This is a genomic window from Sulfitobacter sp. 1A13353, assembly GCF_043557255.1.
Classification (GTDB): Bacteria; Pseudomonadota; Alphaproteobacteria; order Rhodobacterales; family Rhodobacteraceae; genus Sulfitobacter; species Sulfitobacter faviae.
The window spans coordinates 299,256-311,822 of record NZ_JBIFFS010000004.1 but is presented as its reverse complement, the minus strand read 5'-3'; the positions used below and the strand labels follow the sequence as shown (position 1 = coordinate 311,822).

The window sequence follows — 12,567 nt, the reverse complement described above, 5'->3', positions numbered from 1 at the left end:
GGCGAAGCTGCCCATAGGAGAAAATATGGAAACCCTCTGGTTTGTTCTGCTTACTGTCATCGCCACTGTGCCCACAGCTGATGGCGTAGATCCCTCCTACGTGCCGGGTGATGTGCTGCAATCGGGCCTCGTTGGTGGAGCCGAGACGGAAGCCAAATGCGAAAAGGGCGCCGCAATCCTTTCAAAGCCGATTGAGCAGGCCGCTGGTGGCAAGGCCATTGTTAAATGGAGCTGCGTCGAGATGGCCGCCTCCGTGGGCGTTGCACAGGGGTTCGAGACTATTCCCCGGTCAAGAGAGTAGGCCGGCGCTGCGCCTCAAGCTTCAAAGCAGGTTGGGTGGGCCTTACCATCAAGTGGTTTCCGACTTTCACGGGCATCGCCTATCTTTGCGAAAAGCAATGAGGTAATGCAAATGAAGACTCGCGACTTGGTCACCCCGAAGATTGGCATGACACTCTTTTCAGAAGCCGCGGGGCTGATGGTCAACGTCAAAAGCGTCAATGAGAAGGGCTTCGACTTCTTTGTCATGAATGGCCTCTGGTATGGTGGAGTCCGTGACGGTCAGATTCTGATGTACGACGTCCCGACGGGTGAGCGCTCGCGCACGCCAGAGATGCCATACCGCGGTGGGTTCGAGGCCGACTTCGTTCAGGTTCTCGAGGTGACCGAGGAAGAATACGACCACTGGTACATGGTACACAGCCAATACCGCATGCGCGTGCGCGACGCTGAAAATGAGCATATTGAACTTGAAATGGACGACCCGGCGGGTCGCATTCTGCGCGCCCAGATCGAGAAGGGCCTGAGCACTGAGGCGCTCGAGGCCGAGTCTCGGGTTTTCATCGAAAAGAAGGGGCTATCGAACGAATACGCCGACCACCTCGAGGCCCTTACCTACGACGAAGATCTCGACGATGAGGAGATGGAGCCGTGAGCGCGAAATACGTTCTCCGCTCTTATGCTTTCTCTCAGCCCCAAACCATCAATGGAGCCGGTGCAGATGCCGAAGAAGTCTTTGCGCGCTCCATCAAGCGCCTGGGGATCACGGCTGAAGAGGTCTACTCCTTCTGGCGCGTAGGGGAGAGCATCCAGCAGGTCAGCAAGATTAACGAGTATCAAAGCGTGACTATGTGGGACCGCGGACCTGGCGATGAGCTGATCTTCGAGCTCCGTGGCCTGCCAGTTCTAGGAAATGATGCGCGTGCAATTCTCGCAGGCCGCTTCATGTCACCCAAAACGACGCTGGTCCTGAATAACCAGGAAAAAGGCCTTACCGAGCGCAGCCGCGTGGCATTCGATGAGCTGATCGCGGCAGGGCTCTTGTCAGAAGAGCCCGCGGATAATGGGTATGCAGAGGCCCGGCGCTACGCGCTTACTGAGGCCGGGAGGCTCTATCCGCGCGCTGCCTCCTTCGAATTCATGGCCAGGCACGGCAACTTCAAAATCGTTGAGCCGATCTCCGATCGGGAGATCGAGAGCGAAACGAGCTTTGAACCATGAAGGCATTTCACGCCTGGCACGGATCGAAAGATCCGATCTTGACATATGACGCGCCCGACAAGCCTGATGTCTTGCATCTGGGGTCCATTGAGCAGGCGGCCATGCGCTGTGGTCACGGGTATTTTCATCTGATGGAAGTTCAGCCTGACAAGATGCGGCGCATCAAAGATAAAGGGTCGGACAAACGCGCGACTATTACCCGCGCGCGCCGCAGCGGGATGGACGCGCTCGTATATCTCAACCGCTACGAGGGCATCACTACGGAGAGCCTGGAGGCAGCACTCGAGCGCTATACCAACGATCAGATCGATTCCTTCACGGATGCCAAGTTCCGCCGGGTCTTTCCTGAAGCGCGCGACAGTTATATCTTACTGAACCTCCCCAAGGAGAGCGGGAAATGTGCTGATGGCAGCCCGCCGGTCTTTACCGAGCTTGGTTGCTATAAGGGGCGGCGGAACGCAGAGGCTGGCTATACCGAGAAGGTCAAGCTTGCGGGAAAGGACCGGCGCCCCGCGGCGGAGCTACCCTTCAATAAGTGGATCGGCCACAGCGATCCATATGTCCTGCGGGAGGAGTATTTTGGCGCTTCTGAGCGTCGGTGGATCGAGGATTGCGAAGACGCCTTGGTCATCGCAAATATGCGATTGGACTTTGACGCCCCCGACATTCCGGGCCTGGCCTGCGCGCACCTCTATGAGGAAAACGGGTTGAAGTTTATCTCTGCGCCCAATGCACTTTTGGTGCGCGATGCTGGAACTGAAGACCTGCTGGGCGGAATCGCACGGGGCGTGGTGACGGTTTTCCCGGAGTATCGCGGCCGCGGTATCGCACAGGCACTTCATATCTGCGCTGAGGAGACGCGCTGCATCAACCTCAAGCCAACCCATTTTTCGGAAGGCGGCTTTGCCAGTCGGAAGTCGGCGCACCGCGCGCTATGTGAGCGCGCATTCGAGCGTGGGGAGCCGGTCGCGAAGGTGAATCGAGATGCTTACCAGTTACAAAGATCGAATTCTGAGATCGAACCTCAGTTTTGAACAACTGAACCGATCTGGGCATAGCCCTTTGCGTTCACCCAGGCCCCTTTGACAAAGGTAAATCTGCCTGGCGCATATTCACGACTGTGAGCCTTGCGGTAATGGGTTTTCCGGACTGAACGCTCTTTGAGCGCCTTTGCCAAAAGACGGTCGCGGTTTTCCATGTTGGCATTGTCGAAGCCCATATTTCGCAGCTGGGCGATCCCGTTCCGGCCGCCAGGGATCATATTCAAACCGAGAGGGGCGAGAGTGACCTTTTCGACCAGCTTCTCTTCCATCTTGTAGATACCGTCTTCCGTCTCGGAGTAGCCAGAGATTTGTGCGATCACCCGGTGGGGGATCTCTCGCCGACGGAGATCACGCCAGACGCTATGAAGGAGATGCCCCTTTCCATCGCGCATATCTTTATAATGCTCTACCATACGCTTTACGAAGGGACGGGCGGTAACCCCGATGTAGCCGTGCCCGAGTGTGTCAAAGAAGCTTTGATCAATTATCTCTTTTCGACGCGCCTCTTCGGCATTGAAGCGGATTTGATAAAGCCAATTGTTCCCAAAAGGACGCTTGGGGATTTCGGAGGCGCAAAGGAAGTTGAGCGGGAGGCGAATTTCGCTTGTCGTCTCATCAAATAGGTATGCGAGGTCCTGCAACTTGTCAGCAGAAGCAGGTGTCCTGACATTCCCATCATCGAAATAGCCCATAATAGCCACATGGCTACTTTGATCCGGCTTTCCTTGTTGAGCACCAGCGACCACGGCTTGTGATACATTCCCATTTTTGCCCACGACATGCAAAATCCGTATCCGAATGCGCAATCCATTTTCTGGGATAACATCCGTACCAAGGACCTGCCTTAAGGTCTGCTCAATGTTGTCGCGTACCATGTCGGCGATAGACGGGTCCCAAAAATACGGAAGAAGTGCGTCCCGGGTGAGGTAGTGACCGTCACCACCGGATGAACGTTTTTCCTTCAAGGCCTTCCAGGCCACCTCTGTAAGCTTTGCCTTGTTGCGCGCTTGGGCGCGTCTTGCCTGTCTCGTCATATGCTCCCCCATCTCAGATATATGCGATTTGCTCACTCTTTTCGCAAGTCCGTCATATCCTTAGAGCATCAAAGGAGACCGGCATGACGGATGAGATCAAACTGGCCGCGGGCCGCGACGCTGAACGGGTTCGGGATGCACTCGCGCGCTGCAACAGCTTCGAGGAGGTCCGAGCACGGGGCTTCCTGTTTCATGGCACCTGCGAGCAGATCACTGGCGACATCCAGGGCGGCGGCTATGACGGCGTATTCTGGACCGCGGACCGTCCCAGCATCGCCCAAGCCTATATCCCGCGCTCAGGCAGCACCACCTGGCTGCATGAGCCCTATGAGAGTGATCGTGATAGTTACCTGAAGCCCTCTAAACACATCGGCTTCGTTATGCGCTGGGCGCTTGATTGCGCTGGCGTCACGCTGGACGATCTCGATGTGGAGTGGAACGGAATGCAAGCCTGGAGCTGGACCATTCCCAAGGGCTGGCCCACCGAAGGTGATTTTGACGATATGATCCGCAGCATGGGATATGTAGCCGATGACCGCGGCTGCTATACAGTGTCGACGCGCTACACGGATGAGGGTGAAACCCTCATGCCCGCCGACTGGACATTGCCAGGTCAGCTTCTGATCGCCCTTCCAGATGAGGATTTCAGCTTCTCCGAAGCCCGGTGGTCGGAAGATGGCCTGGGCTATGCAAGCCACAACAGGGTGGCCGACTTTGACAGCTTCGCACAAAGCGGTCAGCACGGCTTCAGCATGGAGGACTGTTTGCAGTCAGACATTCAAGGCAACGTGGGACATGAGGCTTTCGGGATCCTGCCGGAAGGGATCAAGCATCTCTCTTGGATGGCCATCCCCGCGGTGCGCCATGATGGCGCCGATTTGGATGTCTTCAGCAAACCAGAAACCCCCGCATTCGTGGCCTTCATGAAAGAGATCAATCCGAACTACAAAACTGAAAATGAGATTGCCGTGACTGAAGAAAAAGAAAACCGTCTCTATGCCATCATGACCGACAGCCACCAGCCCTACGACAAGACCATTCTGGCACGCATGTCCCCCACGCGGTCCAAAGTATCCGGCTTCTGGACTGATCGTGATCCAGAAGGCGTTTGGCTGATGAAGCGCGAAGAAGCCGAGGACGTCCTCTCGAAACTGCATTGGAATAATCCGCGCCTGGTGCGGGCGGAAAAGGCCATCGGCATCATCGAAGCGCAGCGCGATGCCCTTCTGGAGGTGAAAGTCGATCAACCCTTTGGGCAGCGCGACCCCGAAGTGGAGGCGCCAGAAGTTGGTCTGTAACCGTCCAACTCCATATTGGGAATGCTTGCGTACTTTGAGTTTTCGCACTGCGTTCCTATTCTCATGAAAACCAGAATCCCCTTGGAGACCCCCTCATGAATGACATCCCCGTACAAGCGCCGCTCTATGAGGTCGTGACCGAGATCGAAACCCTCAATGATGATCACAAGAACCGCATCATCAATATGGTCTATGGCAATAAGAACATCGACCATGAGGGGCGCTACACCGACCCGCAAGGCGACAGCCACAAGCTCGCGAAGATCCACTTCACCCATAAGGTCTTCGAAGATGTGCCGGGAGCGGACACGACAATTGATGGTGTTGACGCCATCAGGTTCGATGCCCCCATCAACATCTATCTCGAAGACGATGCCGGCATCATGACCGGGATGAAGGCTGCCAAGGGAGAGATCGAGTCCCATTGGTATATCGGTATTATTCTCAAGGATGAGACGGGTCAGGGATGGTTCTGCGGCTATGACGAAGTACCAACGAATGATCACACGACCACCGCGCCTGATGCTCCGGTGCTGCGCAAGCTTTCGCTTGAGGTGCCTGATATTGTTGCGCGCTCCTATGGTGATCTCAGTGAAGGTCTGCCGGTCGAGGGTGAATTCCATATTGCCGCGGGCGACGATGGTGTCGTGACCGGCATTCCTTGGATGTCGACATATGCCGACACGACGCCCGATGAGAGCGTCACCCCTGAGCAGCAAAAGTACCGCGAAAGCGAGCGCGAGGTGGTTGATCAGATCCTCGAGCGGATTGCGGCTCTTGAAGCTGAGGCGACGGTCGATGCGGGCATCTGAACGCCCGTCCTTCTGATCGAACCACACCCAGATATATAAGCGAGACAATAGATGGCAGTTTTCAAGCGCGGCGCTCTTCCAGATGCTCCGAAAATCACACTCTCGGATGCCCTCGCAGCGCATGCAGCAGCAAATGGGCTTGGAGAGGATGTCTACCGCAAGGCTGCGCTTGCAAGGATGTGGCACCATCAAGAGGACGGCGGACGCCCCCAACAGGCTTTCGATGTCTTCAATCGGTTCTCGCATGCAGCCGAACGCCGGATGAAGAAGCTCTCGGAAATCCAAATCGGAACACCGTGGGATGAAAATGACCCCCAGGCAGCTGCAGATTTTCATTACGGCCACGACATGCTCGCCTCCGTGAAATTCGTAGATGAAGAGGGTGTCTCTTACGATATGGCGGAGTGCCGGCCAATCAGCGGCCCGGATATGCATCTGGGTGTCGTATTCCAGGATGACGCGGGGCAGGTCTGGTTCCACGGCGTTGAAGGTCGCGATAATGCTGAATACCCCAGCGGGGAGGTCACACTTAAACGCCTGTCCTCCGACACACCTGCGGGGCTTAAAGCCGCTCTTGGTGGGGGTGATGTGACCGAATTGATGCCCTTCGTGGGTGAGATCGGCATCGCTGCCAGTGATGTCATCTCGCAGTATACTGAAGCCGAGATGGCATTCATCCGCGACGATGATCCCTCAAGTCACAGCTGGAAGCCGCAACTCGCTGCTGCTCAAACTGCGGCAGCGGCCCAGCTTGCCCGTGAGAAGAATATCGGCGAAATCTTTGACAGGTTTGTCGATATCAGCAAACTTCAGTTCCTCAAGGAAGGGCTTGAATACCCGATTTCCAAGGACGAACTGAGCAATCACCGGCGCAAGACTGTCTACAACACGCGCAGTCCCATCAATGACATGTCCGAAGCGCTCATGGAAGCCTACCGCGACGCCGGCTATATCAAGAAATGCCCCAACAACGGGCCACGCGCCATCCGTGAGATGTCAAAATGGAATGCCTGGCTCTCCGGTAAAGAGTTGGACGTCTACGACAAAATGACACTGGGCCGCGCGCCGGGTTTTGACACGTTAGAGAAGTGCTTTACCGCAGCGAGCGTCGAGATCGAAATGGACAAGGAAAAGGCGCTGAGCCCGAACGGAAAGATCAGCTATGATGATCGCGTGAAGTTTGACCTCGACGAAGAGGAGGTAGATCAGGAGATCGCCCTGACCGTCGAGAAGGCGCGCGCTGCTTTCGTTTCCGAGACACTGGACCCATTGATGTCCCGAGACACCTCCACCTGCCAGGTGACGGGTAAACACCTGCGTGTTGGCGGCACCCTCTTTGCACCTGTTTTGACGCAATTCACCAAAGATTACAAAGAGGAAGTCGCCCCCGTGGTGGAAACACCCAAGGCCGCTCTCCACTTTGAACTCCCGATGCCCACCGGTGAGCTGGTCATGACGGATTGGCTGCGCATGAAAGGCTTCAAAGAAGGCCTGCTGGCACGCGTCGGTGGTGATGACTTTTACGACATCAATGGGGCCGTCGGTCTCGATGAGCGCATGCAGGACTATTTCACGAAAGGCGGTCTTGCGATCGTTCAGGTCGGCAACAGTTCTCCATTTGCCTATGACGACACTGCGGGTGTCTGGCGCATGGGCCGCGTGGACGAAGACTATTTCTATGACGATGATGGGAATCGTACCGGTGAGGTGATGCCAGGAGAGGCTTGGACCACCTGCACGGATCTCTGGGCGAATATCTTCGCGGACCGCGCCGTGATCGTCGATATTCTGATGGCCTCGGGCGAATATGAGAGCCGCGAGTCTGCAGATGCCGCTTTGCTTGAATATGTCGATGAGAGCTATGGCGCCTCAATCACCAAGCTCGATGTGGATCACTTGCATGTCTATGCGCCCACCGGTCACGGGCTGCACACCGGCAGTTTCAAAAAGAAGTTCCGGGCGGATGAACTCGACTACCCGAAGTGGCGCAAAGATCAGTATGTGCTTTCCGTGGAACCTCTGACCGTCGACCCTGATGTCGTTCTGGAGACCGGCTGGGAAGCCCCAGCACATGAGGTCTCTGAAACACCGGAGCCTTGCTGAGATGAAGGCGGCCTGGGAGGCTATGGCCACGATGTGGCTGATGCAAAATGAGGTTTTCCGCGGACAATGGTGCGGGGGTGGCGCGCTGCGCAGCGAGCTGCCCACCATGACCTTCGGCACGCGACAGGCCGCAGAGCTCTATGCGGGCGCACCTAACAACCACATCCTGGCCAAAGGGCAGGAGATCCGTGGCGAGATCTTTATGGCGCGGCTTGCGGCGCGGAAGGTCTACTGTCGCACGGCGCTGGCAGACTGCGATCCGTTCTTCGATCTTGATGTGATCGGCAATGACTTTGGCCGCGATGTGCTGGAGGCAGTGGTCGCAGAATGGGGAAGCTCTGCCACAAACAGCAATGCCTTTGAAGAACTGCACGAAGAGACAGGGTTAAGCCTTCATGAGATGGTGGCTTCCTGGCCGGATGAGCTCCCCCAGCTCCCGCCAGTAGATGCCCATCTCGCATTGCGCGTACCGGCCTTGGTCGAGGCAATCCAATCGGCGGGCTATGACGCCGTTGCTATCGGTGGATCGGGTGCCACCCATGGGCAGATGGAATGGCATATCTTCGATCCGAGCTTGGCCAGGGATCCCGAGACCGGTGAGCCATTGCCCGTATTTTCAGAAGACCATGATTTGGAGATCATCCCATGAGCTTGCCCGACTTTAGCCTGCCCGTCTTTTTTGCCAATGAGAATGCCACACTCCTTCAGGAGGCCATCGCAAAGGTGGAAGCCCCTGAAGGGGTAAGCATTCGGGTCGTTGAATTCGAGACGGACCTAAAAGCGATTACGGATCTGCCGATGAATAGGTTCGTTGATACGATACATCCAGCCTATGGCATGACTTCGAGCGATTGCTCAGACGAGCTGACATTGATCGCGACACGGAATGAGGCGCCCATCGGGCATATCAGTGCGTCATTTGAACTCATAGGAAAGTCTCAGACGAACCTAGACCTCTTTGTTTCCAGTGTCTTTGTGGCTTCAGGAGAGCGCAAGAAGGGTATTGCGACTGCGCTGGGCAAAGCAATGATGCACACGGCAGAAGCCTGGCGCCAACAGGTCGCCCAATCTCGCGGGATGAATTTGATGGGTGATATCGATGTCTCCGGAGATACAGAGCCCGACTCCGGTGGGGAAGTCATCGTGACCGATATGGAAGGTCTTGCAATGGAGCTTTCGGATGAAGCCTTTGACAGCTGCCAGACCCACAATCCAGATACGCCCGCGCCCTAACACCGCGGTTATCCACATATCTTTGCGCATGTAACTCTGCATTCCCTAAGGGTGAGGCATAGGCTTGTGTAGATTGATACTCAAACTCCCCAAGGACAGCGCTCATGGACTTCAAAGGTAAATTCATCACATTCGAAGGCGGTGACGGCTGCGGCAAGAGCACCCAGGCCAAACTGCTGGTCGAGGCCCTGCGCGAAAAGGGCTATGATGTCGTTCATACCCGTGAGCCCGGCGGCAGTTCTGGCGCCGAGGAGATCCGGAGCCTTATTCTGACCGGTGATGCAGACCGTTGGTCGCCCGAGACGGAACTTTTGCTCTTCAACGCTGCGCGCCGCGATCACCTTGAGCGCACCATCAAGCCTGCGCTCGAGGCAGGTAAGGTCGTTATCTGCGATCGTTTTGTGGATTCCTCCCGGGTTTATCAGGGCCTCACGCGTGGAGACTTGCGTAAACTGGTAGATGATCTGCATGCTTTGATGATTGGCGTCGAGGCGGACTTGACCGTCTTGATGGACATTGACCCTGAAGAGGGGCTGCGGCGCGGTTTGTCTCGCATTGACGCTGAAGAGCGGTTCGAGAGCTTTGGATTGAGCTTCCAGAAAAAGGTTCACGACGGCTTTCGTGCTCTGGAACATGACTATCCCGAGCGCGTTCGGCGCGTGGATGGCAGCGGCACACCTGAAGAAGTGCTGCCACGTGTCATCTCCTGCCTGGAGAACTTCTTTGCGAAGCAGGCTGAGAATGAGCCCGTGATTTGAGAAGCTTATAAAATTCTGAATTTCCTGACCAAGAAAAGGACGTGCTGTTTCGTCTTATGGATGAACGGTACAAGTGATGAATGATGCGAGATGCAAGATCTGCTGAGGACAATGCTCAAAAGGGGGAGGGGTTCTGCACGAGCCCTGAAACCTTTGAGAAGTTCCTATCCGAGCATTACGACAGGATCTTTGCCTACGCCTGGCGGGTGCTTGGCAATCATGCGGATGCCGAAGACCTCACACAGGAGGTCTGTCTCGCGCTGCCACGAAAGCTTGCGGGATACCGCGGCGATTGCGCACCTACCACCTGGCTATACCGGATCGTCTCCAATGCGGCGATCGACATGCTGAGGCGGAATGCCGCTGCGGGACGCTCCAAGGGCGCCTGGGCGGACAGTCTGGCTCTGGCGGCCGCTGATGGGCAAAAGCGCACAAGAGACAGCCAATGGCTCTCTCAGGCGATGTCAGCCCTACCTGAAGACCTCAGGGTCACTGCGGCCCTGCTTGTTGACCGAGAGATGTCACAGGCCGAGGCGGCCCAGGCATTGGATGTGGCGCCGGGCACGATTGCTTGGCGGATGAGCGAAATCAAAAAGCGGCTGAAGGCCGTCGCGAAAGAGGAATGTCATGACTGATCAGGGCGAAGACATCTTCGAGATGCTTTCCGAGGCTCTTGTCGAGACAACACCAAAACCCGATCCGGCGCGCCGGACGGCAAATATTGCGCAGGCAACAGCAGTTTTTTCGCAATCCCACCAAGAAACGGGGGAGGCAGTGCGTCCTATGGATAAGAAAGCCGGACGAACCCGCTCGGCTGTATCTGAAAGGATCGCTTTTATGACGCGCAAAGCCAAATATCTTCTTGCTGGATCGACAGCTCTCGTCACCAGCTTCGCCGCCCTGGTTCTTGTTGTGAACCAGTCCGATCTTATGACCCAGTCTGCTGGGGAGACGGTATTCACATCTCCTGAGGTCTCCGCCCCAAGCACCGTTGACGCGCTATCTGATGCACAGTCTCCCGCAGCAGAGATTGCCGCACAGCCGGCACCTTTGACTGCCAAGCGCGAAGCTGTAGCGCCCCAATCTAAGATTGCTGCGCCTCCAGCTGTAATGTCGGACGTCTCAGGCGCTTCCGGTGTAGTGGCACCCCAGGCTCTTGAGACATTCATGGCATCGGCACCGGACGCCATCGCGCCGCAGGTCCAAAACAACGACCGTTTCGATGGCAAGGATCTCAACAGCGTGAAGTCGGTTTCCGAAGAGCCGGTCTCGACCTTCTCGATTGATGTGGACACCGCCTCCTGGAGCTTCGCCCGCCGGATGATTCAAAGCGGGCAAAAGCCGTCCCCTGAGATGGTCCGCATCGAAGAGATGGTGAACTACTTCGACTATGGCTACATCGCCCCGGCCGATGACGCCGCTGATCCTTTCGCGACCCATGTGTCGGTCTTCGATGCGCCTTGGCATGACGGCAAGCAGCTGGTCCGGATCGGCATCCAGGGGCAGGAACCAGCGGTCGAGGACCGCCCGCCGCTCGACCTGGCCTTCTTGATCGACACCTCTGGCTCGATGAACAGCCCCGACAAGCTGGGACTTTTGAAGCAATCCTTCATGCTGATGCTCGATCAACTGCGCCCCGAAGACCGTGTGGGCATCGTGACCTATGCAGGCTCCGCCGGTGTTGTGCTGGAGATGACAGGGGCCTCTGACGCAGATGACATCGAAGATGCCTTGCAGCGCCTCGCAGCGGGCGGCTCCACCGCAGGTGCGGCAGGTCTGCGCGCGGCCTATGATCTTATTGGCGATGCCAAGGAAGAGGGCCGTATTGGCCGGGTCATCCTGGCAACAGACGGGGACTTCAATGTCGGCATCAGCTCGACAGAAGAATTGAAGACCTTCATCGAAGGCAAACGAGACGAAGGGGCATACCTGTCAGTGATGGGCTTCGGCCGCGGCAACTACAATGACGCGCTGATGCAGACCCTTGCACAGAATGGCAACGGGCAGGCGGCCTATATCGACACGCTCTCCGAAGCCCGCAAAGTGCTGGTCGAGCAGCTCTCTGGTGCGCTCTTCCCGATCGCCAATGATGTGAAGATCCAGGTTGAGTTTAACCCGGACACAGTCGCCGAATACCGTCTGATCGGCTATGAGACCCGCGCGCTGAAGCGTGAGGATTTCAACAACGACAAGATCGACGCTGGTGAGATCGGGGCTGGGCACCAGGTAACAGCTCTCTATGAGATCACACCGGTGGGTTCGGATGCACGGGAGATCAATCCGCTGCGTTACGGCGAAGAGGCGAGTGAGAGTGCCGATGCAACGCGGGGCATGACCAGCGAGCTGGGCTATGTGAACCTGCGCTACAAGGAGCCAGGCGAGAGCAAGAGCAAGCTCATCGGCACTCCGATCACCGCAGGCTCTGGCACCGCAGACACAGATGCCTCCTTCGCGGCGGCAATCGCGGGCTTTGGTCAGCTTCTGAAGGATGACCGCTACCTCGGCGACTGGAGCTATGATGATGCGGCGGCTCTTGCGTCCACGTCGATGGGGAATGACCCCTTTGGTTACCGTCATGAAGCAGTCCAACTGATTCACCTGATGGGGTCTTTGGATCGGTAAGATCGCCGTCCTGATGGTCACATCATAGGGTCAGATTTGTGAAAAATGACCCCGTCCGCTTTTTCGCAGCGGGTGGGGTTTTTCTTGTCCAAAAACCATCGTTTTCTGCATTTTCGCCTTGCGAATTTTCTCCTCGTGAACCTTTTTAGAGGTAGGCAAGGACG

Annotated in this window: 13 protein-coding genes; 12 read left to right on the top strand and 1 reads right to left on the bottom strand. The window is 56.6% G+C overall.

Annotated elements, in window-relative coordinates; translation table 11 throughout:
• Nucleotides 1-25: 25 nt before the first annotated feature.
• The 4 genes from ACGYLO_RS12245 (at nt 26) to ACGYLO_RS12230 (ending at nt 2,534) form a co-directional block, all read left to right on the top strand.
• Nucleotides 26-301, top strand: a complete 276-nt coding sequence (locus ACGYLO_RS12245) for a hypothetical protein (protein ID WP_394376716.1) — start codon at nt 26-28, stop codon at nt 299-301.
• 111 nt (nt 302-412) lie between these two features.
• Nucleotides 413-934 carry a hypothetical protein gene (locus ACGYLO_RS12240; protein WP_394376715.1) on the top strand — a complete coding sequence of 174 codons (522 nt, stop codon included), beginning with the start codon at nt 413-415 and terminating at the stop codon, nt 932-934.
• Nucleotides 931-1,500, top strand: coding sequence for a hypothetical protein (locus ACGYLO_RS12235; RefSeq protein WP_394376714.1), 570 nt, complete (start codon nt 931-933; stop codon nt 1,498-1,500). The genes ACGYLO_RS12240 and ACGYLO_RS12235 overlap by 4 nt, the downstream gene beginning before the upstream one ends.
• Nucleotides 1,497-2,534, top strand: a complete 1,038-nt coding sequence (locus tag ACGYLO_RS12230; protein WP_394376713.1) for a hypothetical protein — start codon at nt 1,497-1,499, stop codon at nt 2,532-2,534. Before ACGYLO_RS12235 ends, ACGYLO_RS12230 begins: the two co-directional genes overlap by 4 nt.
• Here the strand turns inward: ACGYLO_RS12230 and ACGYLO_RS12225 are convergent.
• The gene (locus ACGYLO_RS12225) at nt 2,525-3,577 is read right to left on the bottom strand and encodes a hypothetical protein (protein WP_394376712.1); all 1,053 of its coding nucleotides are present in this window, start codon (nt 3,575-3,577) and stop codon (nt 2,525-2,527) included. The genes ACGYLO_RS12230 and ACGYLO_RS12225 overlap by 10 nt on opposite strands.
• A gap of 83 nt (nt 3,578-3,660) precedes the next feature.
• Here ACGYLO_RS12225 and ACGYLO_RS12220 point away from each other — a divergent pair, with 83 nt between their 5' ends.
• The 8 genes from ACGYLO_RS12220 to ACGYLO_RS12185 all read left to right on the top strand — a co-directional run bounded on the left by ACGYLO_RS12220 (nt 3,661) and on the right by ACGYLO_RS12185 (nt 12,403).
• Nucleotides 3,661-4,875: a hypothetical protein gene (locus tag ACGYLO_RS12220; protein WP_394376711.1), complete on the top strand. Its 1,215-nt coding sequence runs from the start codon at nt 3,661-3,663 to the stop codon at nt 4,873-4,875.
• 95 nt (nt 4,876-4,970) lie between these two features.
• Nucleotides 4,971-5,687, top strand: coding sequence for a hypothetical protein (locus ACGYLO_RS12215; protein ID WP_394376710.1), 717 nt, complete (start codon nt 4,971-4,973; stop codon nt 5,685-5,687).
• 51 nt (nt 5,688-5,738) lie between these two features.
• Nucleotides 5,739-7,790 (top strand): hypothetical protein, encoded by a 2,052-nt coding sequence (locus tag ACGYLO_RS12210; protein WP_394376709.1) that lies wholly within the window; start codon nt 5,739-5,741, stop codon nt 7,788-7,790.
• Entirely contained in the window at nt 7,759-8,439 is a 681-nt protein-coding gene (locus ACGYLO_RS12205) for a hypothetical protein (protein ID WP_394376708.1), read from the top strand. Before ACGYLO_RS12210 ends, ACGYLO_RS12205 begins: the two co-directional genes overlap by 32 nt.
• Nucleotides 8,436-9,023 carry a GNAT family N-acetyltransferase gene (locus ACGYLO_RS12200; RefSeq protein ID WP_394376707.1) on the top strand — a complete coding sequence of 196 codons (588 nt, stop codon included), beginning with the start codon at nt 8,436-8,438 and terminating at the stop codon, nt 9,021-9,023. The genes ACGYLO_RS12205 and ACGYLO_RS12200 overlap by 4 nt, the downstream gene beginning before the upstream one ends.
• A gap of 104 nt (nt 9,024-9,127) precedes the next feature.
• Nucleotides 9,128-9,781: a dTMP kinase gene (tmk, locus tag ACGYLO_RS12195; protein WP_394376706.1), complete on the top strand. Its 654-nt coding sequence runs from the start codon at nt 9,128-9,130 to the stop codon at nt 9,779-9,781.
• Between the two features lie 83 nt (nt 9,782-9,864).
• Nucleotides 9,865-10,416, top strand: coding sequence for an RNA polymerase sigma factor (locus ACGYLO_RS12190; protein ID WP_394376705.1), 552 nt, complete (start codon nt 9,865-9,867; stop codon nt 10,414-10,416).
• 532 nt (nt 10,417-10,948) lie between these two features.
• Nucleotides 10,949-12,403, top strand: coding sequence for a von Willebrand factor type A domain-containing protein (locus tag ACGYLO_RS12185; protein ID WP_394376704.1), 1,455 nt, complete (start codon nt 10,949-10,951; stop codon nt 12,401-12,403).
• Nucleotides 12,404-12,567 lie beyond the last annotated feature (164 nt).

Bases quoted from the DNA above. Each gene is read 5' to 3' on its own strand.
- ACGYLO_RS12245 (WP_394376716.1), top strand. From the start codon at position 26: ATGGAAACCCTCTGGTTTGTTCTGCTTACTGTCATCGCCACTGTGCCC.
- ACGYLO_RS12240 (WP_394376715.1), top strand. From the start codon at position 413: ATGAAGACTCGCGACTTGGTCACCCCGAAGATTGGCATGACACTCTTT.
- ACGYLO_RS12230 (WP_394376713.1), top strand. From the start codon at position 1,497: ATGAAGGCATTTCACGCCTGGCACGGATCGAAAGATCCGATCTTGACA.
- ACGYLO_RS12225 (WP_394376712.1), bottom strand. From the start codon at position 3,577: ATGACGAGACAGGCAAGACGCGCCCAAGCGCGCAACAAGGCAAAGCTT.
- ACGYLO_RS12220 (WP_394376711.1), top strand. From the start codon at position 3,661: ATGACGGATGAGATCAAACTGGCCGCGGGCCGCGACGCTGAACGGGTT.
- ACGYLO_RS12215 (WP_394376710.1), top strand. From the start codon at position 4,971: ATGAATGACATCCCCGTACAAGCGCCGCTCTATGAGGTCGTGACCGAG.
- ACGYLO_RS12210 (WP_394376709.1), top strand. From the start codon at position 5,739: ATGGCAGTTTTCAAGCGCGGCGCTCTTCCAGATGCTCCGAAAATCACA.
- ACGYLO_RS12205 (WP_394376708.1), top strand. From the start codon at position 7,759: ATGAGGTCTCTGAAACACCGGAGCCTTGCTGAGATGAAGGCGGCCTGG.
- ACGYLO_RS12200 (WP_394376707.1), top strand. From the start codon at position 8,436: ATGAGCTTGCCCGACTTTAGCCTGCCCGTCTTTTTTGCCAATGAGAAT.
- tmk (WP_394376706.1), top strand. From the start codon at position 9,128: ATGGACTTCAAAGGTAAATTCATCACATTCGAAGGCGGTGACGGCTGC.
- ACGYLO_RS12190 (WP_394376705.1), top strand. From the start codon at position 9,865: ATGCGAGATGCAAGATCTGCTGAGGACAATGCTCAAAAGGGGGAGGGG.
- ACGYLO_RS12185 (WP_394376704.1), top strand. From the start codon at position 10,949: ATGGCATCGGCACCGGACGCCATCGCGCCGCAGGTCCAAAACAACGAC.